The organism is Saccharopolyspora sp. 7B (assembly GCF_020177435.1).
Lineage (GTDB): Bacteria > Actinomycetota > Actinomycetes > Mycobacteriales > Pseudonocardiaceae > Saccharopolyspora_C > Saccharopolyspora_C gregorii.
The window spans coordinates 1-26,180 of sequence record NZ_JAIUKC010000047.1 but is presented as its reverse complement, the minus strand read 5'-3'; the positions used below and the strand labels follow the sequence as shown (position 1 = coordinate 26,180).

Below are 26,180 nucleotides of genomic sequence, written 5' to 3'. Positions count from 1 at the left end.
ACATGGACATCGAAGTGGAGCGCCCCACCGCGCCCGTCTCGGGGGTGAAGGCGTTCTTCGTCGCGGGGCTGGGGACCGCGCTGGAGTACTACGACTTCCTCATCTACGGGCTCGCCGCGGGCCTCGTGTTCAACCACGTCTTCTTCCCCGCGCAGGACCCGCTGCTGGGCACCCTGTACGCCTTCGCCGCGTTCGGCACCGGGTTCTTCGCCCGCCCGCTCGGCGGCGTGGTGATCGGCCACTTCGGGGACCGCGTCGGCAGGCGGAAGATGCTGGTGCTGACGCTGGTCACGATGGGGCTCGCCACCCTCGGCGTCGGTCTGCTGCCGACCTACGAGCAGGTGGGCCCGCTGGCCCCCGCGCTGCTCGTCGCGCTCCGGCTCGTGCAGGGCTTCGCGGCCGGCGGCGAGTGGGGCGGGGCCGCGCTGTTCGGGATGGAGAACGCCCCGGCGAACCGGCGCGGGCTTTGGGGCAGCTTCACCAGCACCGGCATCGGCCTCGGCACGCTGCTCGGCACGGGGGTGTTCGCGCTCGTCAGCATCGGGTTCGACGGGGACCTGACCGGCTTCGCGTGGCGGATCCCGTTCCTGCTCGGGGGCACGCTGCTGCTCATCGGGCTGATCGCCCGGCTCGGCATGCCCGCGGAGGGCGGCGACGACGAACCGGCGGAGGTGCCGCTGGTCGAAGCGGTGCGGCACCGGCCGCGGGCGGTGCTGCTCGGGCTCGGGGTGAGCTACGGGTACAACACGATCGCCTACATCGGCTTCACGTTCTTCCTGTCCTACCTGACCGGGCTCGGCTACGGGGCCACCGAATCGCTGCTCGGCCAGCTCGCCTACAGCGCGGTGCTGTTCGGTTCCGCGCCGGCGTTCGCGCTGCTGTCCGACCGCATCGGGCGGCGGCCGACGATGGTGCTCGGCGGGGTGTCGACGAGCCTGTTCCTGTTCGCGTACTTCCCGATGGTGGGCGCGCTGGACGTGGTGCTCGCGGTGGTCGCGTTCGCGGTGACCGGGTTGCTCACCGGCATCACGCAGGGGCCGATCCCCGCGTTCCTCGGCGAGCAGTTCCCGGCGCGGATGCGCTACAGCGGGATGTCGGTGTCCTACCAGCTCGGCGCGGCGCTCGGCGGCGGGACCGCGTCGTTCATCGCGACCGGGCTGCTGGTGCTCACCGGCCACGACCCGATGTCGGTGGCGGTCTACGGTTCGTTCGCCATGCTGGTCCTCGTCGCCTGCTCGCTCGGGCTGGACGAGACCGCGTTCCGGACCGCGGAGCGGATCGACGAAGGATAGGGGGAGCGGATGAGCACCGGCGGACCCACCCTGTCCGAAGTGGCCCGGCGCGCCGGGGTGTCGGTGTCCACCGCGTCCCAGGTCTACACGGGACGGCGGCCGGTCGCGAAGGCCACCCGGCGGAAGGTGCTGGAGGCCGCCGCGGAGCTCGGTTTCCGGCCGGGGCACGGGGTTCCGGCCGTCGGCATCGTCATCCGGCCTTCCGAGGCGGTGACCGGTTTCGCGTTCGGCACCGCCACCTTCTCCAACCTGGCGGGCGCCGTCGCGGTGTCCTGCTTGAACCGCGGCTGGTCGGTGTTCACCGCGCGCGGCGCCGCCGACGTGCTCGGGCAGGTGCCGCGGCTCGACGGGTGCGTGGTGCTGTACCCGGACGCGCGGGACGAGGCGCTGCGAGCGCTGACCCGGCGCGGCGTCCCCACCGTGTCCCTCGATCCGGACCCGGGTGCCGGGACGTTCCGCTGGTGGCTGGGTGCGGACTACCGGTTGGCGGTGGGGCGGCTCCTGGAACACCTCGTCGCGGGCGGGGCGCGCAGCACCGCGGTCCTGGTCGGGCAGACGGACAACGCCTACCGCCGGTCGCTGCTGTGGACGTACTCGGCGGCGGTCACCCGGCGCGGACAGGCCCCGGTCCAGCGGGTCGCCGACAACTCCGAGGGTCCGCTGTCGGCGACCGCGATCACGGCGGACCTGCTCGCCCGCCCGGACCCGCCGGACGCGATCGTCACCTCGTCGAGCGTGTTCGCCGCCGGAGCGCTCGCCGCTGCGCAGGACCTCGGCGTCGACGTCCCGGGCCGGCTCATGATCGCCACCGCCACCGACGGGCCGGTGGCGGAACTGTCCACGCCCTCGATCACCGGGCTGCGCATCGACGTGACGGCCGCGGCGAACCGGCTCGTCGACCTGCTCGCCGAGCGGATGACCACCGATGCCGACCTCCCGAGCCCCGACCGGCTGCCCCTCGACCTCATCGTGCGCGACTCGACGCGGCGGTGACGCTTCACCAGTGCGGGAGATCCTTGCCGATCGCGTCGCGCTGGTCCTCCACCCAGGAGGCGGCGACGAGGCCTTCGGCGAACAGCTGCACCGCGACGTGGTCGGCCGTCCGCCGATCCGGCAGCGAATCCGCGAACACCCGCCCGGCACCGCCGTCCTCGCGCGCGTACAACACCCTGAACATGCCTGCTCCTGATCGTCCGGTTCACCGCTGGAGGTCGTGGCCGCGCCGTTCGTCCGCACCCGGGCCCTGCTGCGGCGCGTCCACGGCCTCGGCAGGGGAGCGCGGGGTCCGGCCTCCGAAGAGCAGTACCGCGAGGGCTGCGGCGGCCAGGGCCGCGGACAGGCCCGCGAAGCCGGTGGCGAAGGTGGCGGCGCCCGCGGCGACGCCGAGCAGCAGCGAACCGAGCCCCGTCCCCGAGTCGAAGCCGATGTTCCACGCCACCGACGTCGTGTGCCGGTTCGCCGTCCCGGCCCGGTCGAACGCCTGCACCAGGGTGATGCTCTGCAACCCGCCGTAGGCGACGCCGAGCAGCAGCATCCCGGCGAGCAGGGTGGTGGTGCCGGGGGCGGGCCCGACGGCCAGCGTGATCAGCAGCAGCCCGACGGACCCGCTCACCGCCAGCGCGAAGTTGATCGGGCGCGGCGGGAACCGGTCCACGAGCATCCCGCAGCCCCAGCGCGCGACCGCGGCGGTCGCGGTGGTGGCGAGCAGGGCGGCGGTGGCCAGCGCGGGCGTCGGGGTGAACTGCGGGGCGAAGGTGAGCACGGCACCGCCGCTGGAGGTGACCAGCAGCAGCAGGACCAGCGGGAGCGCGATGCGCCGCAGCACCGCGGTCGCGGGCTCGTCGCGCTCACCGGACCGGGCGGGTTCGTCGACGCGCGCCGCGACCGCACGCCCCAGCCCGCGCGTCCACGGCAGCGCCAGCACGGGCAGCGCACCGCAGGCGAGGACCGCGGGCAGGCCGATCGCGCTGACCAGCCAGGGAGCGGCCGGCGTGAGCAGCACCTGCGGAACGGCGATCGCCAGCCCGTACAACCCGATCGCCGCACCCTGCTTCCCGCGCGGGGCCAGCACGGCCACGGCCGTGGACCCGCAGACGGTGAGGATGCCGAACCCGAGCCCGCGCAGCGCGGTGGTGCCCAGCACCGCGGGCAGCTGATCGCTCAACGCCTGCAGCGGGGCGGGCAGCCCGAGCAGCAGCGCACCGAGGGCGAGCGTCCACGTCCAGCCGATCCGCCGCAGCACCGCCCGGACGCAGAGCTGGGAGAGCACCGTCGCCGCCATCAGCACCGCGGTGACCAGCCCGGATCCGAACTCGTCCGCCCCGCCGCGCAGCGCCCACACCGGCGACACCGGCACCAGCAGGGCGAACCCGGCGAAGCAGCAGAACACCACCAGCAGCAGGTGCGGCATGGCGGGATCGCTCAGGACGGAACGTTCGGCGCGTGACGACATGAAACTTCGCTGGTCCTCGGAATCGGCGACGACCTCCGGGCGGAGACCGTCCCCGCATTGCACCACGCGAGGCGGACCCGGGACTCCACCGTGAGATGTTCATCCCCGCGGCAGCGGAACCCCGGCTCGCCGTGCCCACGGTGCGAGGCGGGTGAGGGCGTCGGGGTGGAGTTCGACGCCGTCGCGGAGCTGGTCGGCGCGGGAGGCCAGCGCCCGCTCACCGGGCAGGCGCGGTGGCCTGCCGTCGCGGCCCGGGTCGGCGCGGACGGTGCTGACGAGGTGGTCGACCTCGTCGAGGAACTCGGTGCTGCCCGCGAACTTGGCGGGGTCGATGACCTGCAGGAACACGCCCTGCCCGAACCGGTTCGGGCGGGATCGCCTGCCGTAGCCGGTCAGGGCCAGCGACAACGCCTCCGACATGAGCCCGAACCCGAAGCCCTTGTAACCGAACTCGGCCTGGCCCAGTGACTGGATGGTGCCCCTCGGCTCGCCGGTGAGCACCGCCGGATCATCGGTCGGCACGCCCGCCGCGTCGAGCAACCACTCGCCGGGCAACCGTTCCCCGCGGGCCGCGTAGTCGTCGAACAGGGCGTTGCTGCCGACCGAGGTGCACTGGTCGATCAGCACCGGCGCGCCGCGGGTGGGGATGCCCATCGCGATCGGATTGGTGGTGATCACGGGGTTGGTGCCGCCGGGAGCGGCGACCGAGGCGACTCCGGGGTTGGTGGCGGTGAGCTGCACCAGCAGCCCGCGTTCGGTGAACGGCAGCAGGTAGCTCTGCAGGCAGCCGATGTGCGAGCAGTCCGCGATGGTGATCGTCGAGGTGGCGCGCTCGCGGACGTCGTCGAGCAGCAGCGCGGTCGCCTCGCCCAGCACCCACGCCCCGGGCAGCCGGTGCGCGCGCCAGGCCGCCGCGCCCGGTTCCCGGTGCACCACCTCGATCTCCCCGGAGGTGCGGATGTGCCCGCCGCTGATCCGCTCCAGGTAGTTGCTGAGGAACCACAGGCCGTGCGTCCGGTGCCCGAGCAGGTCGGCGTCGAGCAGCCGCTCGGTCATCGCGGCGGCCTGCGCCGCGTCCGCCCCGACGTGCCGCAGCAGCGCCGTGGTGAACTCGGTCAGGTCGGCGTGCGGGTAGCGCATGGTGCTGCCTCCCGATCTCGGTGCGGTGGCGGAGGTGTCAGCCCGCGACGATGGCGACGGCGTCGGCGAGCCTGTGGTAGCAGGCGAACAACGTGAAGCACAGCAGGACGGCGAGGATCGCGTTCTCCCACCAGCGGTTCCGGCGATCGCCCATCATGCTGCTGCGGTTGAGGATCACCAGCAGCGCGACGACGGTGAGCACCAGCATCGGCGCCTGGAACGACACCAGCGCCACGGTGAGCGCGGTGAACCCGGGCGCCCACGGCAGCGACCACACCACCGCGCTCAGCCCGACCAGCACGAACCCGCGGTACAGCCTCCCTCGTCCGTCCACAGTGGAATCTAAGTCGCCGCGGGCGGCGAGCCGGGACGCGCGGAAGGACTGCACGGCCAGCTTGCTGATGCTGAACAGCACCCCGGCCGAGGTCGTCCAGGTCGCGGCCAGCAGCCCGAAGTAGAAGATGTACGTGCCGATCGACCCGATGGCCCCGCCCAGCGCGCCCGCGATGTCCCGATCGGTCTCGGCGGGTGGGCCGCCGTGCAGCACCTCGGCACCGACGATCCACATGCACAGCCCCAGGAACGCGACCGCGACCGTGCCGAACAGCAGGTCCAGCTGCTGCTTGCGGCGGTGCCCCGGGGTGGTCCAGCCCTTCTCCTCCATCACCTGCGGGTAGATCAGGTTCGCCAGCGAACCGACGCTGGACATCACCAGGCTCAGCAGCAGCAGACCCGAGTTGAACACGCCGAAGTCCGGCGGTAACCGGAACCCGACCAGCCCGCCGGCCAGCGCGGACCAGTCGACGCCGACGAGCGCCACCGCGACGACGAACGAGGCGCCCAGCGCCGCCAGCAGCACCTTGAACACGCCTTCCAGCAGCGAGTACGCGCCGCGGCCGACGAGCACCGCGACGGTGACCGCACCCAGCGCCGCGCCCCAGAACCGGTCGACCGCGCCACCGGTCAGCGCGGTCAGCGCGGTGCCGACACCGCTGAGCATGAACGCCATGCTGATGTAGCAGTAGAACAGCAGCGCCGCGCCGAACACCCACCCGAGCAGCGGACTCAGCCGCACCAGGCCGCGGATGATGCTGGTGTCGCCGTGCGCGTTGAACAGCGGGTACCGCGCGATGGTGGAGACGAGGAAGAACCGGAACACCAGCGACAGCGGCACCACCCACAGCAGGGCGTAGCCGTAGTTGCCGCCCGCGGTCGCGTTCTCCACGAGGTCACCGGCGCCGACCCAGGTGAGGGCGACGACCAGGCCGGGCCCGACGGTCCGGACCAGGTCGAGCCACCGGCGGCTGGGCGACGTCGGTGCGAGCACCGCCGGTTCGGTCGGGTCGGACATGGGACCTCCACGGGACGTCGTCGTCTTCCTGAGGTGTGCTCTCCGCCGCACGGTGGTGATTCCGGTGTCGGATGGCGGAATCTCGTCGAAGCGAGGGGAGTTCCGCCGGGAACAGCCGCGACGCGTTTCGAGTGGCGGAATTGCCGGAACGAGTGACCGAGATTCCGCGCCGCGCGGCGGCGCTCTCAGACCGCGGTGGGCTCCGCGGTGCGGCGGCGGGCGGTGGACTTCAGCAGGGCGCACGCGCCGAGCGCGACGACGCAGGTCGCGGCCACCACGTACAGGCCGCCGGAGACGCTGCCGGTGCGCTCCTGGACTTGGCCCATCAGGGTCGGCGCCACGAACCCGCCCAGGTTGCCGATCGAGTTGATCAGCGCGAGGCCCGGCGCGGTGAGCGCACCCACCAGGTACTGCTGCGGGATGACGAAGAAGGAGGACGCGGCGACCTTGAACCCGACGGTGGCCACGATCAGCATCACCACCGCGAGCAGCGGGTGCGCGAATCCGGCCACGGCGAGCCCGACGGCGGCGAGCACGAACCCGGAACCGAGTACGGTGCGCCGCGCCCCGGTGCGGTCGGAGATCCGGCCGGCCACCAGGATCGCGACGAACGCGGCCGCGAACGGCAGCACCGCGACGAGCCCGATGGTGATCTCGCCGAGCCCGCCGATGCGGCGCACGAAGCTCGGCAGCCAGAAGGTGACCGAGTACTGCGCCAGCTGCGCGGCGAAGTACACCAGGCAGAACAGCAGCATCTGCGGGTCGCGCAGCATGGTCCACCGGGACGGTTCCGGCGCGCCGCCGGACTTGACGCGCTCCTCCTCGGCGAGCCGCTCGATCAGCGCGGTCTTCTCCGCGTCGCTGAGCCACGCCGCGTCGGCGGGCTTCGCCTCCAGGAACCGCCAGGCGACGAGTCCGATGAGGACGGCCGCGAGCCCTTCGATGAGGAACAACCACTGCCAGCCGTGCAAGCCGCCGATGTCGTCCATGCTCAGCAGCGCCCCGGACAGCGGACCGGCGATCACGGCGGCGATGGTGGAGGCGGAGTACAGCGCGGCGTTGGCCCGGCCGCGCACGGCGTTCGGGAACCACTGGGTGAAGTAGTAGAGGACACCGGCGAAGAACCCGGCTTCGGCGGCGCCGAGCAGCAACCGGAGCGCGTAGAAGATCCACTCGTTGTGCGCGAACATCATCGCGGCCGAGACCAGGCCCCAGCTGACCATGATGCGGGTCAGCCAGAGCTTCGCGCCGAACCGCTCCAGCAGGATGTTGCTGGGCACCTCGAACACGGCGTAGGTGAGGAAGAACAGGCCCGCGCCGAGGCCGAACGCCGCGGCGCCGATGCCGGAGTCCGCTTCGAGCGCGTCCTTCGCGAACCCGATGTTGACCCGGTCGATGTAGTTCGCGACGAACATGATCATCACGAGCGGGACGAGCCTGCGGAACGCCTTGCGCAGCGCTCCGTCCAGGACCGGCGTCGCCGGTTCCTGCTCGCTGGCGTGTGGGGAGGAGTGCATCGTTGCACCTGCCTTCGTACGGGGGAGGAGGGGCGCGCGGTCGCGCCGAGGTCCCCGGAGGTGGACGGCCCATCGGCCCCGTCCCGGCGGCCCGCTGGGCCGTCCACCTGGGGAGGTTCGTCGGGGACGGGCGGCTCAGGCCTGGTCGGTGACGGTGACGCTGGCGGTGGTGCGCCTCGCGATCAGGTCCGCGTCGTAGCTGACGCCGATGCCGGGTCCGGTCGGGACGGGCAGCGTGCCGTCCGCGCCGATGGAGGTGTACGCGTCGGTGTAGCCGCAGGTGTAGATCTCCGGGGACGGGTCGGCCAGCTGCGGCGACACGTTCGCGACCTCGTACATCGAGGTGGCCTGCATGGACGCGACCAGGTGCCGGTGGATCGGGCTGGGCCCGTGCACCTCCACGTTGACGCCGAGGGATTCGGCGAACTTGATGGTCTTCAGGCATCCGGTGATGCCGAGGTCGAAGTGCGAGTCGACGCGCAGCAGGTCGGTGCCGCCCGCGAGCAGGAAGTCGGCCTTCGCCTCGGGCCCGGCGACGTGCTCGGTCTGCAGGATCGGGATGTCCAGCGCCTCGCGGAGCTTGCGGTGCGCGAACGCGCCGATGCCCAGCGGCCGCATCGGGTCCTCGTACCAGCGGAATCCCGCGTCCTGGCAGGCCTTTCCGACGAAGATGGCGTCGGAGAGCGAGTCGAACACGCACGCCGGGTCGAGCATCAGCTCGGTCCGCTCGCCCAGGTGCTCGCGCAGGTGCGCGACGTTCTCGGCCTCCTCCCACTTGTCGCCCTCGTGCCAGCTGTGCATCTTGAAGCCGGTCCAGCCGAGTTCGCGCAGCTCGGCGAAGAACGCCACCACCGATTCCTTGTCGGAGAGGCTGCCGACGCGGTCGCCGTTGACGCTGGAGGCGTAGGCGCGGATGCGTTCCCGCCCGCCGCCGAGCAGTTCGGTCAGCGAGGCGCCGTACACCTTGCCCGCCAGGTCCCACAGCGCGTTGTCCAGGAAGCACAGCCCGTAGGAGTGCGCGGGCCGGGACAGCCTGCGCCCGGCCCGCAGGATGCGCTCGCGGGCGTGCCACGGCCGCCCGATGGCGACCCGGGCGACGTCGGCGGCCTGCTGGGCTGACCCGTTCACGGCGTGGTTGGCGTACTCGCCGACGTGCCCGTCGGTGGTGTGCACCCGGACCAGCAGCACGCCGCGCTTCCCGACCACGCCGGGCTGGTGGTACCAGGAACCGGCGCGGGCGTCGACGTCGAAGGTGCGGGTGTAGCCGGGGGTGTCGACGTCGAACTGGACGACCTCGACCTTGTCGATCAGCGTGCTCACGGTGGATCTCCTCTCAGCGCCCGTCTTCGGGCTCGTGCTGCGGCGGCGCGACCGGCGCGCGGGTGGTGCGGTGGGCGTCACGGGGTGGCCGGAACCGCGATCCCGTCGACGCGGCGGGGAACGGGGGAGGGCCCGTCCCGCAGTTCCGGTGGCAGCGACGCCTCGGGCGCGTTCTGCCAGGCGATCGGGCGCAGGAACCGGCGGATCGCGGTGGCACCCACGGAGGTGTGCTGGGTGTCGGTGGCGGGCCACGGCCCGCCGTGCTGCTGGGCCCACGCGACAGCGACGCCGGTGGGATAGCCGTCGAAGAGCAGCCGTCCGGTGCGGCCGCGCAGGGCCGCGACGGCGCGGTCGCGTTCGGGGTCGTCGGCGGCGCCCCCGTGCACGGTGGCGACGAGCGAGCCGGGCAGCCGGTCGAGCAGGCCGGTCAGCTGCTCGGGGGCGTACCGCACGAGGACCGCGATCGGCCCGAACAGCTCCTCCAACAGCGCGGCGTCGAGGTCGTCGGCGTCGACCAGCACCGCGGTCGGCCGCACCTCGAAGCCCGCGCCGGGTTCGGCGGTGGCGGTGATCAGGTGGCGTCCGCCGAGCGCGGCGACCCCGGCCGCGTAGGACTCGGCGATGCCCGCGTTGAGCAGTGCCGGAGCGGGCACCTCGGCGAGGGCGGCGGTGGCGGCGTCGACGAGCCGGTCGCCGTCGGGCCCGGCGGGAACCAGCACGAGACCGGGTTTGGTGCAGAACTGCCCGCCGCCCAAGGTGAACGAGCCGACCAGGCCGCGCCCGATCTCCGCCGCGCGCTCGGCGGCCGCAGCCGCGGTCACCACCAGCGGGTTCACGCTGCCCAGCTCCCCGAAGAACGGGATCGGGTCCGGGCGCCGCGCGATCAGCCCGCGCAGCGCGGTGGCCCCGGCGTGCCCACCGGTGAAGGAGACCGCGGTGATCGCCGGATCGGTGACCAGCGCCGTCCCGGCTTCGCGACCGAACACCACGGAGATCGTGCCGTCCGGGGCGCCCGCGCGGGCCGCGGCGGCGGCGAGGATCCGCCCGCACAGCGCGGAGGTGAGCGGGTGGCTGCCGTGCGCCTTGACCACGACGGCGCAGCCCGCGGCGAGCGCGGCCGCGGTGTCCCCGCCGGGCACCGAGAAGGCGAGCGGGAAGTTGCTGGCGCCGAACACGGCGACCGGCCCGGTCGGCACCAGCATCCGGCGCAGGTCCGGGCGCGGGCCCATCGGCGTGTCCCCGGGATGGTCGACGACGGCCTCCAGGTAGGCGCCGTCCTCGATGACCTCGGCGAAGAACCGCAGCTGGTAGGCGGTCCGGTTCAGCTCCCCGTCCAGTCGCGGGCGTCCGAGCGCGGTCTCCCGGTCGGCGGTGGCGACCACCTCCTCGCGGGCGGCTTCCAGGTCGTCGGCCATGGCGCGCAGCACGGCGGCTCGCCCGGCGCGGCCGATCCGCTCCAGCTCCTCGGTGGCCGTGGCGGCGCGGGCGCAGTGCGCCGCGACCTCGGCGGTGCCGGTCGGCAGCAGGTCGGTGCGGGTGGCCTCGCCGGTGCGCGGGTCGATGCTGGGCAGCGGGTGCGCGCCCGCCGCCGCGCTCATCGGACGTCCCAGCTGGCGAGGATCTTCGCGACCGCTTCCCGCGCCGCCGGTTCGATCCGGGAGGCGGGTGGACGCACGTCGGGTCTGCCGAGGCCGATCTGGTGCAGCGCCTCCTTGATCACGCTGACGTTGTCGGCACCGGCGTCCGCCGCGCGCAGTTCTTCGAACTCCCGCACCTGGTCCCACACCCGCATCGCCGCCGTGAAGTCCCCTGTGGACAGTGCGGCCTGCATCCGCAGCGAGAGGTCCGGGGCGATGGTGGCGAGCCCGGAGGTGAAACCGGTCGCGCCGACCGCCGCGTAGGCGGGGGCGGACAGTTCGGCGAGGCCCGCGATCCAGGTGAACCGGTCGATCCCGGCGACCCGCGCCACCGCGGCGAACCGGGTCGGGTCGGGCAGCGCGTACTTGACGCCGACGACGTTCGGGCAGGCGTCGGCGAGCGCGGTGAAGTCGGCCGCCTCGATCCGCGGCGTCCGCACGTACGGCAGCACCCCGAGGTCGGGGACCGCGGAGGCGATGGCCCGGTGGTAGTCGATCCAGCCTTGCCGGGAGACGTAGGGGTGCACCGGCTGGTGCACCATCACCGCGGCGGCCCCGCGATCCCGCGCGTAGCGGGCGGAGTCGATCGCGGTGGCCGCGTCGAATCCGACTCCGGCGATGAGCAGCGTGTCCGGCCGGGCGGCCGCGGCGGTGAGGTCGGCCAGGGCGCGCGTCTCGGCGGGCGAGAGCGTGTAGAACTCGCCGGTGTTGCCGTTGACGGTGAGCACCCGCACGCCGCCGTCGAGCAGCCGTTCCACCGCGCGTTCGGTGTTCGGCACGTCGATGGTGCCGTCCGCGGTGAACGGGGTCGGGGTGATCGCGATGACGTCGGCGAGCCGGCGCCTGATCTCGTCGAGTTCCATGCTTCTCCTCGGAGGAGTCGGGTGAGGACGTCGTTGATCGCCCGCGCAGCCGGATGTCGCTGCGCGGTGGTGGTGTCGGATGTGCGGGGGTGGCGGTCAGCCCGCGGCGGTGTCACCGTCCGCGAGTTCGGCCGCGCCGGTGAGGTACGGCATGACGCGCTCGACGAACTCGGCGATGTGGGCGCGCAGTGCGGTGGCGACCGCGTCGGCGTCGCCGCGTTCGGCGGCGTCGAGGATGCCGCGGTGCTCGTCGGCTTCGGTCCGCCACCCGCCCGCCGTGCGCCAGCCGGAGACGCTGACCAGCGCGGTCTGGTCCTTGAGCCCGTCGAGGGTGTCCACGAGGAGCGCGTTCCCGCAGCCCGCGTAGAGGTGGCGGTGGAACTCGCGGTTGGCGAGGCTCATTCCCGCGTTGTCCCCGGCTTCGCCCGCGGCCACCGCGCGGTCCAGCGCGACGCCGGCCGGGCCCGGGTCGAAGCCTGCGGTCACGGCCCGGCGCGCCGCTTCGGGTTCCAGCAGCAGCCGCAGGTCGTAGATCGCGGCGGCCTCGTCGGCGTCGAGTTCGCGGACGATGGCTCCCTTGAACCGGCTGAACGCGACGAGGCCGGTGCCGACCAGCGTCTTCAGCGCCTCGCGCACGGGGGTCTTGGACATGCCGAGGACTTCGGCGATGTCGGCTTCGACCAGCTGCTGGCCGGGCCGCAGCCGGTTGGTGAGGATGCCCCGCTTGATGGTCGACAGCGCCCGGTCGGTCCGGTTCGCCAGCGGATCCACCTCCGCGTCGGCGAGCGACAGCCGGAAGGCCGCCATCGCGTCCGGTGAGCTCTCGGCCATCACGCTGCTCCTTCGTACGTCATATATGAGATACGAGGGACTGTAGGGTGGTGTCATGGCGAGGTCAAGCAGTGGGCGGGCGGAGCTCCCCACGACGACCGAGGTCGCCGACCTGTGGCGGGCCGTGGTGCGCGCAGGCGGCGCCATCGGATTCCCCGTGGACGCCCCCGCGGAACTCATCGCGGAGGCGGCGGCAGGAGAACTGCGCGACGTCGGATCCGGGCGGCAGGAGCTGCTGGTCGAACGCGACGGCGGGCTCCTGGTGGGGATGGTGCTGGTCCGCGGGAAGGAAGGGCAGGTGTTCCGCCACCGGGCGGAGGTGCGGAAGCTGATCGTGCACCCCGGGTGGCAGCGCGGCGGGATCGGGCGCCGTCTGCTGGCCCGTGCGGTCGAGCGCGCCCGCGACCTCGGTTTCCGGCAGCTCGTGCTCGCCACCCGCGGCGGCACCCACCTGCCCGAGTTCTACCGCCGCCAGGGCTGGGCCGAGGTCGGCCGCTTCCCGGCCGCGCTCCAGGTGGCGCCCGGGGACTTCCGGGACGAGCACTGGTTCCAGCGCGAGCTCTGATCCGCCGCGGTCTCCGGTAGCGATGGTCGTCCAGTCCGCAGTGGACGGGCTCGGCCGACCTGCGACCACCTGTCCTTTGTGGACTAGCGGTTCAGCGGTTCGCGCGGGCGAGTCGGTCGACGGCCTCGACCACGGTCTCCGGGGTCGAGCTCGTAACGTTCGCCGTCGTCGCGCAGCGGCACCTCCACCACCGAGCCGCCGGCTTCCGGCACCAGGTCGAAGAACGGCGGGTAGATCGGCGGGTTGACGATCACGCCGTCGCCGGGCGAGATGAGGCGCCGCAACGATTCGACGATGACGACGCTGACGTCGGTGGTGCAGCTCATCCGCTCCGGTGCGGGTTCCCAGTCCCAGGTGTCGGCCGCGTAGGAGGCGAAGGCCTCGGCGGCCCGGGTGTCGTGCGGGTCGACGTAGCCGGTGTCGCCCGCCTCCACCGCGGCCAGCAGCGCGGACTTGATCGCGGGTGCGAGCGGGAAATCCATCTCGGCGACGAACATCGGCAGCACGTCCGGGCCGTGCGTGCGCCACTTCTCGCTCGTCGGGCGCCGGAGCGTCCACATCGGATCGGCTGCGGTCACGCGCCCTCCTCGGTTCCGGGTCGTGCGGTGGGGGTGCTCACGACGAGCGCGGGTCGGTGGCGTCGCCGTAGCTCTTGGTGAGGTGGTCGCGCAGGGTCGCCGCGAACGCGTCGCCGTCCCCCGAGGCGGCGGCGTCCAGCAGCAGCCCGTGCTCCTCGACGATCGCGGCGGCGCGGTCCAGCAGCCGCCGCCCGTAGCTGAACAGCAGGAAGCGTTGCCGATCGGCGAGCCGGTCGTAGAGCTCCAGCACCACCTCGTTGCCCGCGGCCGCGATGAAGGACCGGTGGAACGCGATGCTCAGCTCCACGAACGCGGTCAGGTCCCCGGCGTCGAGGACTTCCCGCTGCCGCAGCAGATCCGGGCGCATCTCGACGGCGAGCGCGGTGAGCGCGCGCGGGCGGGCGGCGCGCACCGCGCCCGATTCGAGCATCGCCTTGGCTTCGGCGAGTTCGCGGACGGCGCGGTCGCTGAGGGTCTGCACGAGGGCGCCGCGCTTGGGGTAGATCGTCACCCAGCCCTCCTCCTGGAGCCGGACCAGCGCGGCCCGCACGGGCGTGCGGCTCACCGCCAGCTCGGCGGCGAGCGTCGCCTCGCTGAGCATCGTGCCGCCGGGGAAGCGCCCGGTGAGGATGCCCTGCCGGACGTGCCGGTAGGAGCGCTCGTTCGCGGAGCCCTCGTCGAGCGTGGTCCTGGCCATCGTGCCGCCTCTCGTCGTCGCCCCCGATCGCTCCATCCTCCCAAGCAGGCCCGCGAGCCGTTGGGATGCAACATGTATCCTAGTTCGGTGACGAATCGACCCGCCGATCGCCCGGACGATCTGGAGGCGAAGTACCGCCGTTCCAAGATCATCAACGTCGTGCTCGCGGCCCTGTCCGCGTTCCTGCTCGTGGTGGTGGCCGCCCAGCTCTCCACCGGGCAGCCCGCGCCGAGCGCCGACGGCGGTGCGGCCTCCCCGCCGCAGCAGGTGGGCGTCGAGCTGCGCGACCCGCACGACCCGATGGCCATCGGCGGCGCCGACGCCCCGGTGGTGCTGGTCGAGTGGACCGACCTGCGCTGCCCGTACTGCGCCGTGTTCAACCGGGACACGCTGCCCGCGCTCGTCCGCGAGTACGTGGACTCGGGGAAGCTGCGCATCGAGATCCGCGACGTCTCCTTCTTCGGCGAGCAGTCGGCCACCGCCGCCGTCGCCGCCCGCGCCGCGGGGAACCAAGGCATGTTCCCCGAATACCTCGGCGCCGTGTACCGGGCCGCCCCCGAATCCGGGCACCCCGACCTCCCGCGCGACCGGCTGATCGGGTTCGCGGAGGAGATCGGCGTGCCCGACCTCGCGAAGTTCACCGCCGACCTCGACGACCCGCGGCTGCTGGAGGCGGTGCGGCAGAGCACCGGTGACGCGCAACGCCTCGGCGTGAACAGCGTCCCGTTCTTCGCCATCGGCAACTCGGCGCTCTCCGGGGCGCAGCCGATCGAGAACTTCCGCGAGTTCGTGGACGCCGCGCTCGCCGGCGGGGAGTAGAGCGCGTGGAACTCGGACTGCTCGGCGCGTTCGTCGGCGGGGTGCTGACCCTGCTGAGCCCGTGCTCGGTGATGCTGCTGCCAGCCTTCTTCTCCTACGCCTTCACCGCACCCGGCGCGCTGCTCGCGCGCACCGGGGTGTTCTACCTCGGGCTGATCACCACGCTGGTGCCGCTGGGCGTGCTGGCCGGGACGCTCGGCGCGTTCGTGAACGAGTACCGGGACGCCTTCGTCGGCGTGGCGGCCGTCGTGGTGATCGTGCTCGGGGTGCTGATGCTGCTGGACGTGCCGCTGCCGATGCTGAGCAGGACGCAGCGCTCGGCGGGCACCTCGACGGCCTCGGTGTACGCGCTCGGCACGATCTACGGGCTGGCCGGGGTGTGCGCCGGACCGCTGCTCGGGGCGGTGCTGACGTTCGCCGCGGTGTCCGGGAACGCGCTGCGCGGCGGGGTCGTGCTGCTGGTGTTCGCCGCCGGGATGGCGCTGCCGCTGCTGGTGCTGAGCCTGCTGTGGGACCGGTTGCCGTTCGTGCGCGGCCTGGTGCGCCCGCGGCAGGTGCGGATCGGGCGCTGGGAGAACACCTGGACCGGTGTGGTCGGCGGGGCGCTGACCGCGGCCGTCGGGGTGCTGATGCTGGTCACCCGGGGGACGACGAGCGTGGGCGGCGTGCTCGGCGCCTCCGACCAGGCGCGGCTCGAAGGCCGGGTGCTGGAGCTGTCCGGGGCCGTTCCCGACTGGGCGGTGGTGCTGGTCGTGCTGGTCGTGGCCGGCTCCGCCTGGTTCGTGCTGCACCGCAGGAACCGAGCCGGCTGACCTTCCACTTCTGCCGCGTCGCACTGGCGCGGCGGAACTCACCGCCCGTCTTGTACGACGTGCACGCCCGGTCGGGTTCGACGGCGGGCGGTGGGGTTCCCCGCACCGGGCGGCAGGAGCGGATCGACGGCGTGGTCAGGCGAGGAGGAGGGTGAGGGCTCCGAGCAGCACCGCGGACGTGGCGGCGGCTCCGGCGAGGACGCGCTGCGCCGAACCGGGCAGCCGTTCCCCCGGCGGCAAGGCGACGGCGGCGGCCAGCGCGATCCGCGGCGGGGACGCGATGATCGCGAACGAACCCGCCACGTTCTGCCCCGCCAGCGCGATCAGCGGCGTCGCCCCCAGCCCGGCGGACGCGGTCGCGGTGGCGGCCGAGAACATCGCCGCCGCCCCGGTGTTGGACCCGGTGAGGTAGCCGCCGAACGCCCCGATCGCGGGGATCGCGGCGACGAACCCGTACCCGGCGCGCGCGGCCGAGGCCGCCAGGTGCTCGGCCATGCCGGTGGCGGCCATGACGATGCCGAGCACCATGAACAGCACGGCGCCGCCCGCGATCGGCACCCACCGGCGCACGGCGGAGCCGATCACCCGCCACCGGTCCGCTGCCGGGACGTCGAGCGCGGCGACGGCGACGGCCGCGGCGATCAGCAGCCACACCGCCGGATTCGCCAGCACCGCGGCCGGACCGCTCGCGCCGAGCAGCGCCAGCACCCCGGTGGCGGCGAAGATGCCGCCGACCAGCACGAAGTACGGCAGCAGCGCGAGCGCGAGCGCCCGGTCCACCGCGGGCAGCGGGCCGTTCGCGGCGCGGGTCAGCGCGAGCAGTCCCGCGACCACCACCGCCGAGGCCAGCGCGCCCGCGGGCGGGAACAGCACCAGGTTCACCGCGATCAGCGCCACCCACTCCACGAGCACCACCGCGGCCGCCAGCAGCAGCTGCCGCGGCGCCGGGCGGCCGACGTCGAGGGCGAGCACGGCGCTCGCGGCCACGACCAGGACCGGCAGCGTCAGCAGCGCCGACCACAGGCCGAGCTCCCCTGATCCGACCCCGCCGAGCTGCGCGGCGACCAGCGTGCCGGGGCCGAGGGAGCCCCACGGCACCAGCACCAGCCCGAGCAGTCCGGAGACCACCGCCTTCACCGGGGGCAGCCCGAGCCGGACCAGCAGGGGAGCGGTGATCACCACGCCGAGGCCGAACCCGGTGACGGATTCCATGAACGGCGTCAGCCCGAACACCAGCAGCAGCAGGGTGACCGTCCGGTCCGCGCCGCGTTCGGCGCCGTCGAGCCAGTCGGCGATCCGGTCCTGCGCACCGCCGCGCCGCATGGCCTCCGCTAGCCCGACGCCGCCGAGCAGGATCACGGCGACCTCGACGACGGTGGGCGCCATGTCCCGCGCCGAAGCCGCCATCCCGGCCGCGTCGAGGGGGAACGCGAGCGCCGCGGCGAGGACGGCGACGACCAGCCCGGTGGCTCCGGCCCACAGCGACGGGATCCGCACCGCCAGCAGGAGCAGCACGACGAGGATGGGCGCGGCGGCGGCGAGGAGCATCGGCATGGCACGTCCGGGGCGGGTCGGCGGTGGGGCCGGCCGGGCGCGTTCCCGGCCTTCCGGGGGCCGGGTTCCGCTGGGGTGCGGAACGGCTCCTCGCGGGAAAACTACCGATGTTCCGCGGTGCGGTGGCATCCGGTGCCGCCGATCTCACCGCTGCGGCGGGATTCCGCCCGCATCGTCCACAGCGGGCGATCGCGCCACCGGGCCCGGCCGGTCGAGCCCCTGGTCACTTCGGGTGATCGCTCGGCGTCCGGTCGGGTGGTCGGCGGATCTTCGAGAGCCGCGTCACGCGATCGTTGCGCCCGATGCTCGATATTCCGCTACTCCGATCAGTCCATGGGCTCCTGTGCTGCAACACTCAGCACTAATCGCATTGACAATCATTTTCAACAGCGTCTTAGATGGTGGTCGCGCACGGTGCGGCGATGAGGCGGAGTGCGCTTGCGGGCGCGATCAACTCTAGTTAGCCTAACCTAAGTTGACTGGGATGGCGTGACGGACCGTGATCCGTGCGCCGTGGATTCACTAAGCCGGGTGGCGCCGATCGGTGCCACCCGCAACTGGGGCCGTGCGCGATCGCGATCAAGCACGGGAAAGTGGGAGACGATCAGATGACCTCCGTTGGCGGTGCGGTGGAACGCCGCATCCAGTTCGACGGCGACGCGCTCGCCGCGACCGCCGGGCTCTGCGCGGAGTCGGCCGACCAGCACGTGCTCTACGAGCACGGCGGTGCGATCCGGTGGGCCGAGGGGCGGCAGGCCGAAGTCCAGGTCCGCGCGACCGGCGCGACCCTCGTGCACGGTGCGCGGCGCACCGAGTTCCCGCTGCGGACGCACCCGCTCGCCGCGGCGGGCGACGCGCTGCGCTCGCTCGGCGGAGCGGAGGCGCCGGGCGGGCCGCGGGCGTGCGGCTGGGTCAGCTTCGAGCTCTCGCAGGCCCACCGCGACGCGGTCGCCGCCGAGGACGTGCTCGCCTGGTTCCTGGTGCCGGAGCGGGAGGTCGTCGTCGACGGCGGGACCGCGCTGCTGCGCGCCGCCGACGCCACCGATCTCGACCGGCTCGAGCGGAGGTTGCGGGCGGCGACCGCGGCCGAGCCCGTCCCGGCGGACGCCGACCTGCTGGAGCACGGCGCCGAGGAGTACCGCGCGGGCGTCCGCGACGCGGTCGCCGAGATCCGCGCCGGCCGGCTGGACAAGGTGATCCTGTCCCGCCCGGTCCCGGTGCCCGGCGAGATCGACCTCGCCGCCACCTACCTCGCCGGGCGCCGCGCGAACACCCCGGCGCGCTCGTTCCTGCTCCGCCTCGGCGGCTGGGAGGCGGCCGGGTACAGCCCGGAGATCGTCGCGAAGGTCGGTCCCGGCCGCGTCGTCACCACGCAACCGCTGGCCGGAACCCGCGCGCTGGCAGGAGATTCCGAAGTGGACGGTGCGTTGCGCGCCGAGCTCTACCGGGACGCCAAGGAGGTCTACGAGCACGCGATCTCGGTGCGGCTCGCGGCGCAGGAGCTCGACGGCGTGTGCGCGCCCGGCTCGGTGCGCGTCGCGGAGTTCATGCACGTGGAGGAGCGCGGCAGCGTGCAGCACCTGGCCTCCGAGCTCAGCGGCGTGCTGCGCGCCGAGGCCGACGCGTGGGACGCGCTGGCCGCGCTGTTCCCCGCCGTCACGGCCTCCGGCATCCCCAAGGAACCGGCCGGGGCGCTGATCCGGCGGCTGGAACGCGAGGAACGCGGCCTCTACAGCGGCGCGGTCGTCGCCGTGGACGGCGACGAGCTGGACGCGGCCCTGGTGCTGCGCAGCGTCTACCGCAAGGACGGCCGCACCTGGCTGCGCGCGGGTGCGGGCGTGGTCGCGGACTCCGACCCGGACCGGGAGCTGGAGGAGACCCGCGAGAAGCTGCGCAGCGTCTGCCGCCACCTGGTGCCCGCCGCGGAACCGGCGGTGACCCCGTGACCGGGGCGCGGCCGCTGCGGGTCGTGGTCGCGGGCACCGCGTTCGGGCGGATCTACCTGGACGCGGTGCGCTCGGACCCGGAATCCTTCGAACTGGCCGGAATCCTGTCCCAGGGCAGCGCGTTCTCCCGCGCGCTCGCCGCGGAGCGCGGCGTCCCGTCCTACGCGGACCCGAGCGAGGTCCCCGCGGACGTGGACGTGGTCTGCGTCGTGGTGCGCTCCGGCGCCACCGGCGGCACCGGATCGGAGCTGGCGCGGGAGTTCCTGCGCCGCGGCACCCACGTGCTGCAGGAACACCCGGTGCACGCCGAGGAGATCGCGCAGAACCTGCGGGCCGCCCGGGACGGCGGTGCCGCGTACGCGGTGAACACGCTCTACCACGACATCGAGCCGGTGCGGACCTTCCTGGACGCGGTGGCCCGGCTGCGCGCCGAGCACCCGCTGCGGTTCGTCGACGCCGCCTGCAACAGCCAGGTCCTGCTCCCGCTGCTCGACGTGCTCGGCCGGGTCGCGGGCGCGCTGCGGCCGTGGGCGTTCGGCGACTGCGATCCGGTGCCCGAGCGGCTCGCGGTGCTCGCGGCGCAACCGCAACCGTTCCGCGCGCTGCACGCCGTGGTCGGTGGCCTGCCGGTGACGCTGCGGGTGCAGAACCAGGTGCACCCGGACGACCCGGACAACCACTCGCACCTGCTGCACCGGATCTCGGTCGGCACCGACGCGGGAGTGCTGGAACTGGCCGACACGCACGGACCGGTGCTGTGGAACCCGCGGCTGCACTCGCCGCGCGACGAGACCGGCAGGCTCGTGCTCGCCGGGCCGGGCACCGAACGGCTCGCGGTGCCCAGCACCTCGGTGTTGCAGGAGGCGCCCGGCACCTTCCACGACGTGTTCGCGCGGCTGTGGCCCGGCGCGGTGCGGGCCTCGCTGCTGCGGTTGCGCGCGGACATCGATCGACCCGCCCGCCGCACCGCCGCCGGGCAGTGGGCGCTGTCGGTGGCGACGGCCTGGGCCGACCTCACCGCGAAGCTCGGCATGCCCGAGGTGGTCCGGCCCGCGGAACCACCCGTCGTCGACCGGCGGGAGCTGGTCCGATGAGCGCCCGGTGCAGTCACGTGCTGCTGCGGGTCGACGACCTCGCGGCCGCGGTCGCGGACTTCCGCGCCGCCGGGTTCCAGGTCGACTTCGCCACCGCCGAGGAACGGGCGCTGCACGCGCACGTGTGGTTCCCGGACGGCCCGATCGTCGAACTGCTCACCACGCCGCGCGGTGCGCGGTGGTTCCGGCTGCCGCTGGAGCTGTTCTTCGGCCGCGGCGCGGGGAAGCGCATGGTGCGCTGGGCGCGCCAGGCCGAGGGCTTCTGCGACGTCGCCGTGCTGACCCCTCGCGACGGGTTCGCCGGACGCCTCGCCGCGCTCGCCCGAGCCGGGGTGCCCAGCGGGCGCGCCGTGCGCTGGAAGCGGCGGCGCCCGGACGGGGCGCGCACCGAGTTCTCCTTCGCCTACCCGCGCAACGACCGGCTGCCGTTCCTGGTCACCCCGTACGACCCGCCGCAGCACCCGCCCGCCGTGGCGCACCCGAACGGGGCCACCGCGCTGCGCACCGTCGAGGTGGGCGTGCGGGCGCGGGACCTGCCCGCGTTCCGCGCCCTCGTCGGCGACGCCCCCGGTTTCCGGGTGCGGGAAGCACCGGTCACCGGAGTGCTGGCGATCGAGATCGCCGGGCTGGACCACGACGTGGATCCGGCGCTCACGCACGGCGCCGTGCTGCGCGCGGCACCCGCGGACGGCTAGCGCGCCCCTCTCCCCGCCCCTTCCGGCGGGACCGCACGTCCGAACCAGTTGAAAACGATCATCGATGTCGATCCGGTGGCGCACCGCGCGCCGGACCGGGAAAAGCAGGAGGCACCCCATGATCCGCTCTCGCCGCGAGCTGTTCCGGCTCGCCGGGATCGCGCTCGGCGCCGCCGGAACCGGTGCGGTGCTCGGGGGCTGCGCGAGCGGTGCCGCCGGGAGCGGCCCGGTCCCAGAGGACGCGGGCCGGGTGCCGCGCCGCGGGGGAGTGCTGCGCGCCGCGTTCGGCGGAGCCGGGGCCGCGGAGAGCCTCGACCCGTTCGCGGGCGGAGCACCGGTCGACCTGGTCCGCAGCGGCGCCGTCTACGACACGCTGTTCGTGCTGCACGACGGCGCGGCCGAACCCGCGCTCGCCCTCGGGCTGGAGGTCGCCGCCGACGCGCGCTCGTTCACCCTCCGGCTGCGCGACGGGGTGCGCTGGCACGACGGATCGCCGTTCAGCGCCGCCGACGTGGTGCACAGCCTGCGGTACATGACCTCGCCGGACCGGCCGTACCCGAGCGAGCTCGGCACCTACTTCGACGTCGCCGGGGCGGAAGTGCTGGACCGGCTCGCGGTGCGGGTGCCGACCTCGACGCCGATCGGCGACCCGGCGCTGCTGCTGGCCGCGTTCCCCGCGAAGATCGTGCGCGCCGGGGCGTCCTTCGACGAGGCCGTCGGCACCGGCCCGTTCCGCGTCGCCGAGTTCGAACCCGGCAGGCAGACCCGCCTCGTCCGCTTCGACGACCACTGGGACGGACCCGCGCCCGTCGACGAACTGGTGCTGCTGAGCCTGCCGGACCAGCAGGCGAAGGTGAACGCGGTCGCCGCCGGGCAGGCCGACTACGCGGGCGACATCCCGTTCGTGCAGGCCCGCGCCGGGGCGCCGAGCGCCGAGCTGGAGATCCGCACCGCCGGGCCGCGGCAGCGCACCGGCTACGCGTTCGTGCTCAACGCGACGAAGGCGCCGTTCGACGACCCCCGGGTGCGCGAAGCGGTCCGCCTCGGCGTCGACCGGCAGGCGCTGGTGGACACCGCGCTGCTCGGCTTCGGCGTGCCCGGCAACGACCTGTTCGGCGCGGGCAGCGCGCACTTCGACGACCGGCCGCCGCTGCCGCGGGACGTGCGGCGGGCGCGCGAGCTGGTGCGGGAAGCAGGCGTGGCGGGCGCGCGGGTCGTGGCCCGCTCCGCCGAGTACGAGAACGGCTACAACGCCGCCACCCAGCTGTTCGTCGAGCAGCTGCGGGAGATCGGCCTCGACGCGCAGGCCCAGCTGGTCGGGCTCGCCGAGTTCTTCGAGAGCTCGGCCATCGCCGAAGCCGACTCGGTGACCTTCGCGCTCGGCACCTACCCGCTGGCCGTGGCCTACGGGCGCCTCGCCGGGATCCCGTCGCTGTCGCTGCCCGACCCGGAGCTCGCGGCGGCGCTGGAGCGCGCGATGGCGAGCACCGCCGAGCAGGACCGCGCCCGCGCCTGGCAGGACGTGCAGGACGTGATGTTCGACCGCGGCAACACCGTGGTGTGGGGGCTGGCCGACGTGCTCGGGATGGCCCGGCGGGAGGTCGCCGGCCTGGAGATCCGGGACCAGGCCAAGTACCCGTACTTCGGGAAAGCGGGGCTGGCCTGATGGGCGGAACCGACCTGGTGGGCAGGCCGGGGCCGATGAGCGGATCCGGCCTCCTCGGCAGGACCGGCCCGGTGGGCCGCGAACTCGGCGCGGGCTGGCGAGCGCTGCCGCGCCGCCTCGCGATCAGCGCGCTGCTGCTGGTGCTGCTGTCGTTCGCCGTGTTCGTCGGCGTGGACCTGCTGCCCGGTGATCCGGTCACCGCGCGGCTGGGCGCCACCTCCGGTCCGGAACGGATCGCGCAGGTGCGCGCGCACCTCGGGCTGGACCGGCCGGTGCCGGCGCGCTACGGCGACTGGCTCGCCGGGCTGGTCCGCGGCGACCTCGGGACGTCGGCGACCGGGCGGCCGGTCGGCGAACTCCTGGCCGACCGGGTGGGGAACTCGGTGCTGCTGGCCGGGCTGGCCTGGGTGCTGCTGGTGCCGTGCTCGCTGCTGCTGGGCGTGCTCGCCGCGTGGCGCCGCGGGCGCGCCGCGGACCGGGCGATCTCCACGGGTGCGCTGCTGCTGGTGTCGGTGCCGGAATTCGCGGTGACCGGCGGGCTCGTCGTGCTGTTCGCGGTGACGCTGCGCTGGCTGCCCGCCGTATCGCTGGTGCCCGCGGGGACGAATCCGCTGCTGCGGCCCGAGATGCTGGTGCTGCCGGTGCTCGGCCTGCTGCTGGCCGGATTGGCGTACGCGACGCGGGTGATCCGCGGTGCCGCGGTGTCCGCAGTGGACTCACCGCAGGTGGAGTTCCTGCGGTTGAGCGGAGTTCGCGGCTCGGTCGTGCTGCGCCGCGCGGTGGTGCCCGCGGTGCTGCCGGTGGCGGTGCAGGTGTGGCTGATCACCGCCGTCGCGTCCGTCGGCGGTGCGGTGCTGGTGGAGAACATCGTCGGCTACCCGGGGATCGGGCAGCTGCTGGTCTCCTCGGTGCAGACCGGGGACCTGCCGGTGGTGCAGGCGCTGGTGCTGCTGCTGGGCGCGGCGATGCTGCTGGCCCTGGTGCTGGCCGACCTCGCCGTGGTGCTGCTGACACCGCGGCTGCGGACGGGGGCGGTGCGGTGATGCGCGCGCTCTCGATCCGGCTGGGCTGGGTGCTGTTCGCCGCGGTGCTGCTGCTGGTGCTGCTCGGCCCGGAACTCGCCCCGCACTCGCCGAGCAGGCCGGTCGGGCCGCCGTTCGCCGCGCCCGGCGCGGTCGGGCTGCTCGGCACCGACCACCTGGGGCGCGACGTGCTGTCCCGGATGTTGCACGGCGGCAGGCCGCTGCTGCTGACCAGCGCGCTCGCCGCGCTGGGCGGGTCCGCGGTGGGTGCGCTGGCCGGGCTGTTCGCCTCGCTCGTCGCCGGCTCGCGGCGCTGGGCGGCGGCGCTGGTGCTGCGACCGCTGGACGTGCTGGCCGCGGTGCCGCCGATCCTGGTGCTGCTGCTGGTGCTCACCGCGCTGCCCGATCGCACCGGGCTGGTGCTGGCGGTGGTGCTCACCGGCGCCCCGCTGACCGCGCGGGTGGCGCGCGCCGCCGCCGATCAGGTGCTCGGGCGCGGTCACCTGGAGGCCGCGATCGCCCGCGGTGAGGGCTGGGGCTGGCTGCTCGGCCGCGAAGTGCTGCCGCTGGTCGCCGGTCCGCTGCTGGCCGACGCGGTGCTGCGCTTCGTCTCCGCCGTGTACCTGGCCGCCGCGGCCGGGTTCCTCGGGCTGAGCGGGACCGATTCGGACTGGGGACTGCTGATCGTGGAGGCGCTGCCCGGGGTGTCGTTGCAGCCGTGGGCGCTGCTGGCGCCGGTGCTGGGCATCGGGTTGCTGGCGGTCGGCACCCACTTCATCGCCGACGGCGCGGGGCGCCGGGCCAGGAGCGTGATCGCGTGATCGCCGAACTGCGCGGGTTGTGCGTCTCCGCGGGCGGGGCCCCGGTGCTCCGCGGCGTCGATCTGTCCATCATGGACGGTGAGGCCGTCGGGCTGGTCGGGGCCTCCGGTTCCGGGAAGACCACGATGGCGCTCGCGCTGCTGGGCGCGCTGCGGCCCGGACTGCGCCACGACGGTGGCCGCAGCCTCGTCGCCGGGCGGGACGTGCTGCCCGCGCCGGGGCCGGGGGTGCGCGGCGGGCTCGTCGGTTACGTCGGGCAGGACCCGGGTGCCGCGCTGAACCCGTACGCGACGGTCCGCTCCACCCTGCTGACCATCACCGGCCCGGTGCCGCGGCGGCGCCGCGCCGAGCACCTCGCCGGGCTGCTGGACCGGGTCGGCCTGGACGCCGCGCTCGCCGAGCGCTACCCGCACCAGCTCTCCGGCGGCCAGCAGCAGCGGGTCGTGCTGGCGGCCGCCCTCGCGCGGCGCCCGCGCCTGCTGGTGCTGGACGAACCGACCACGGCGCTGGACGTGCTGGCGCGCCGCGAGGTGGCCGCCGAGATCGCGCGCTCCCGGGACGACGGGGTGGCGCTGCTGTGGATCAGCCACGACGTCGCGGCGCTGCGGTCCCAGGTGGACCGGGTCGTGGCGGTCGAGGACGGCGCGGTGGTCCCGGCCGGGGCGGACGCCCGGCCCGGCGGGACCGGTGCGGTGCCGGCTCGGCCCCGGCACACCCCGGACCGGGCCGGAGGTGAACCACCGCTCCACCCGCCGGCGTCCGCGGGCGCCGACCTGCTGCGGGTGCGCGGGCTCGCCGCGCACCACGGGTCGCGCGAGGTCTTCGCCGGCGTCGACCTGGACATGCGCGAATCCGACTGCGTCGCGGTGCTGGGCGTCTCGGGCGCGGGCAAGAGCACCCTGGCCCGCCGGATCGTCGGCCTGCACCCCGCCGGGGCCGGTGAACTGCTCCTGCGCGGCGCACCGCTGCACCCGGACGTGCGGCGACGTGACCGGCGGGGCCGCGCCGGGATCGCCCTGGTGGCGCAGCACCCGGCCGACGCGCTGCACCCGCGCCAGGACGTGCGCACCGCGCTGGACCGGCCGCTGCGGCTGCTGCGCTCGATGCGGGATGCGGGCGAACGCGCGGCGGAGGTCCGGCGGCTCCTGGACGCGGTCCGGTTGCCCGCCGACCTGGCCGACCGGCTCCCCGGCGAGCTCTCCGGCGGCCAGCGCCAGCGGGTCGCGCTGGCCCGCGCCCTGGCGGGCCGCCCGGAGGTGCTGGTCTGCGACGAGGTGACCTCCGCGCTCGACGCGGACACCCGCGACGAGGTGCTCGACCTGCTGGACGAGCTGCGCGAGCGGCTGCGGCTCGGCGTCGTGCTCATCACCCACGACCCGGAGATCGCGGCGCGCCGGTCGGGCCGGGTGCTCGTGCTCGCCGCCGGGGGGGCCGCCCCCCCCCGGGCCCCCCCCCCCCCGGGGGGCCCCCCGCCCGGGGGCCCCCCCCCCCGGGGGCGGGGCCCCCCC

At 74.3% G+C, this 26,180-nt stretch carries 24 protein-coding genes; 12 read left to right on the top strand and 12 right to left on the bottom strand.

Features of this window, described 5'->3' with window-relative positions:
* Positions 1 to 2 precede the first annotated feature (2 nt).
* Together LCD33_RS09050 and LCD33_RS09045 are read left to right on the top strand one after the other, a co-directional pair.
* Positions 3 to 1,292, top strand: a complete 1,290-nt coding sequence (locus LCD33_RS09050) for an MFS transporter (RefSeq protein ID WP_224956285.1) — start codon at positions 3 to 5, stop codon at positions 1,290 to 1,292.
* A gap of 9 nt (positions 1,293 to 1,301) precedes the next feature.
* Positions 1,302 to 2,285 carry a LacI family DNA-binding transcriptional regulator gene (locus LCD33_RS09045; protein ID WP_224956286.1) on the top strand — a complete coding sequence of 328 codons (984 nt, stop codon included), beginning with the start codon at positions 1,302 to 1,304 and terminating at the stop codon, positions 2,283 to 2,285.
* A 4-nt stretch (positions 2,286 to 2,289) separates the two neighbouring features.
* Here LCD33_RS09045 and LCD33_RS09040 read toward each other — a convergent pair whose 3' ends face one another.
* The 9 genes from LCD33_RS09040 to LCD33_RS09000 all read right to left on the bottom strand — a co-directional run bounded on the left by LCD33_RS09040 (position 2,290) and on the right by LCD33_RS09000 (position 12,379).
* Complete coding sequence (locus LCD33_RS09040) at positions 2,290 to 2,469, bottom strand: hypothetical protein (RefSeq protein ID WP_224956287.1); 180 nt, start codon at positions 2,467 to 2,469, stop codon at positions 2,290 to 2,292.
* 21 nt (positions 2,470 to 2,490) lie between these two features.
* Positions 2,491 to 3,744, bottom strand: coding sequence for an MFS transporter (locus tag LCD33_RS09035; protein WP_224956288.1), 1,254 nt, complete (start codon positions 3,742 to 3,744; stop codon positions 2,491 to 2,493).
* Between the two features lie 99 nt (positions 3,745 to 3,843).
* A complete protein-coding gene (locus LCD33_RS09030; RefSeq protein WP_224956289.1) occupies positions 3,844 to 4,884 on the bottom strand; it encodes an Ldh family oxidoreductase in 1,041 nt (346 codons plus the stop codon).
* A 37-nt stretch (positions 4,885 to 4,921) separates the two neighbouring features.
* Positions 4,922 to 6,235 carry an Nramp family divalent metal transporter gene (locus LCD33_RS09025; RefSeq protein WP_224965839.1) on the bottom strand — a complete coding sequence of 438 codons (1,314 nt, stop codon included), beginning with the start codon at positions 6,233 to 6,235 and terminating at the stop codon, positions 4,922 to 4,924.
* Positions 6,236 to 6,420: 185 nt separating this feature from the next.
* Positions 6,421 to 7,752 carry an MFS transporter gene (locus tag LCD33_RS09020; RefSeq protein ID WP_224956293.1) on the bottom strand — a complete coding sequence of 444 codons (1,332 nt, stop codon included), beginning with the start codon at positions 7,750 to 7,752 and terminating at the stop codon, positions 6,421 to 6,423.
* Between the two features lie 135 nt (positions 7,753 to 7,887).
* On the bottom strand, positions 7,888 to 9,072 hold the full coding sequence (locus tag LCD33_RS09015) for an enolase C-terminal domain-like protein (RefSeq protein WP_224956295.1): 1,185 nt from the start codon (positions 9,070 to 9,072) through the stop codon (positions 7,888 to 7,890).
* A gap of 77 nt (positions 9,073 to 9,149) precedes the next feature.
* Positions 9,150 to 10,670 (bottom strand): aldehyde dehydrogenase family protein, encoded by a 1,521-nt coding sequence (locus LCD33_RS09010; RefSeq protein ID WP_224956297.1) that lies wholly within the window; start codon positions 10,668 to 10,670, stop codon positions 9,150 to 9,152.
* Entirely contained in the window at positions 10,667 to 11,572 is a 906-nt protein-coding gene (locus LCD33_RS09005) for a dihydrodipicolinate synthase family protein (RefSeq protein WP_224965840.1), read from the bottom strand. Before LCD33_RS09005 ends, LCD33_RS09010 begins: the two co-directional genes overlap by 4 nt.
* A 96-nt stretch (positions 11,573 to 11,668) precedes the next feature.
* A complete protein-coding gene (locus tag LCD33_RS09000; protein WP_224965861.1) occupies positions 11,669 to 12,379 on the bottom strand; it encodes a GntR family transcriptional regulator in 711 nt (236 codons plus the stop codon).
* A gap of 79 nt (positions 12,380 to 12,458) precedes the next feature.
* Between LCD33_RS09000 and LCD33_RS08995 the strand changes: the two genes are divergently transcribed.
* The gene (locus LCD33_RS08995; RefSeq protein ID WP_224956301.1) at positions 12,459 to 12,968 is read left to right on the top strand and encodes a GNAT family N-acetyltransferase; all 510 of its coding nucleotides are present in this window, start codon (positions 12,459 to 12,461) and stop codon (positions 12,966 to 12,968) included.
* A gap of 83 nt (positions 12,969 to 13,051) precedes the next feature.
* On the opposite strand, the gene LCD33_RS08990 is transcribed toward LCD33_RS08995, so the two are convergent.
* Both LCD33_RS08990 and LCD33_RS08985 read right to left on the bottom strand, forming a co-directional pair.
* Positions 13,052 to 13,546: a hypothetical protein gene (locus LCD33_RS08990; protein ID WP_224965841.1), complete on the bottom strand. Its 495-nt coding sequence runs from the start codon at positions 13,544 to 13,546 to the stop codon at positions 13,052 to 13,054.
* 37 nt (positions 13,547 to 13,583) lie between these two features.
* Entirely contained in the window at positions 13,584 to 14,243 is a 660-nt protein-coding gene (locus tag LCD33_RS08985; RefSeq protein ID WP_224956303.1) for a GntR family transcriptional regulator, read from the bottom strand.
* Between the two features lie 87 nt (positions 14,244 to 14,330).
* On the opposite strand from LCD33_RS08985, the gene LCD33_RS08980 reads away from it, so the two are divergent.
* Positions 14,331 to 15,062 (top strand): thioredoxin domain-containing protein, encoded by a 732-nt coding sequence (locus LCD33_RS08980; protein WP_224956304.1) that lies wholly within the window; start codon positions 14,331 to 14,333, stop codon positions 15,060 to 15,062.
* 5 nt (positions 15,063 to 15,067) lie between these two features.
* On the top strand, positions 15,068 to 15,874 hold the full coding sequence (locus LCD33_RS08975; RefSeq protein ID WP_224965842.1) for a cytochrome c biogenesis CcdA family protein: 807 nt from the start codon (positions 15,068 to 15,070) through the stop codon (positions 15,872 to 15,874).
* A gap of 135 nt (positions 15,875 to 16,009) precedes the next feature.
* Here the strand turns inward: LCD33_RS08975 and LCD33_RS08970 are convergent, their stop codons facing one another.
* Complete coding sequence (locus LCD33_RS08970; RefSeq protein WP_224977717.1) at positions 16,010 to 17,428, bottom strand: L-lactate permease; 1,419 nt, start codon at positions 17,426 to 17,428, stop codon at positions 16,010 to 16,012.
* A gap of 608 nt (positions 17,429 to 18,036) precedes the next feature.
* Between LCD33_RS08970 and LCD33_RS08965 the strand changes: the two genes are divergently transcribed.
* The 7 genes from LCD33_RS08965 to LCD33_RS08935 form a co-directional block, all read left to right on the top strand.
* Positions 18,037 to 19,374: a salicylate synthase gene (locus LCD33_RS08965; RefSeq protein WP_224965844.1), complete on the top strand. Its 1,338-nt coding sequence runs from the start codon at positions 18,037 to 18,039 to the stop codon at positions 19,372 to 19,374.
* Positions 19,371 to 20,468, top strand: coding sequence for a Gfo/Idh/MocA family oxidoreductase (locus LCD33_RS08960; RefSeq protein WP_224965845.1), 1,098 nt, complete (start codon positions 19,371 to 19,373; stop codon positions 20,466 to 20,468). The genes LCD33_RS08965 and LCD33_RS08960 overlap by 4 nt, the downstream gene beginning before the upstream one ends.
* A complete protein-coding gene (locus tag LCD33_RS08955) occupies positions 20,465 to 21,163 on the top strand; it encodes a VOC family protein (protein WP_224965846.1) in 699 nt (232 codons plus the stop codon). The genes LCD33_RS08960 and LCD33_RS08955 overlap by 4 nt, the downstream gene beginning before the upstream one ends.
* 118 nt (positions 21,164 to 21,281) lie before the next feature.
* Positions 21,282 to 22,829 (top strand): ABC transporter substrate-binding protein, encoded by a 1,548-nt coding sequence (locus LCD33_RS08950; protein ID WP_224965847.1) that lies wholly within the window; start codon positions 21,282 to 21,284, stop codon positions 22,827 to 22,829.
* Positions 22,829 to 23,872, top strand: a complete 1,044-nt coding sequence (locus LCD33_RS08945; protein WP_224956312.1) for an ABC transporter permease — start codon at positions 22,829 to 22,831, stop codon at positions 23,870 to 23,872. The genes LCD33_RS08950 and LCD33_RS08945 overlap by 1 nt, the downstream gene beginning before the upstream one ends.
* On the top strand, positions 23,872 to 24,672 hold the full coding sequence (locus tag LCD33_RS08940) for an ABC transporter permease (RefSeq protein WP_224956313.1): 801 nt from the start codon (positions 23,872 to 23,874) through the stop codon (positions 24,670 to 24,672). Before LCD33_RS08945 ends, LCD33_RS08940 begins: the two co-directional genes overlap by 1 nt.
* Positions 24,669 to 26,180 (top strand): ABC transporter ATP-binding protein (locus LCD33_RS08935; RefSeq protein ID WP_224977716.1); only part of this gene is annotated, 1,512 nt, incomplete at its 3' end. The genes LCD33_RS08940 and LCD33_RS08935, both read left to right, overlap by 4 nt.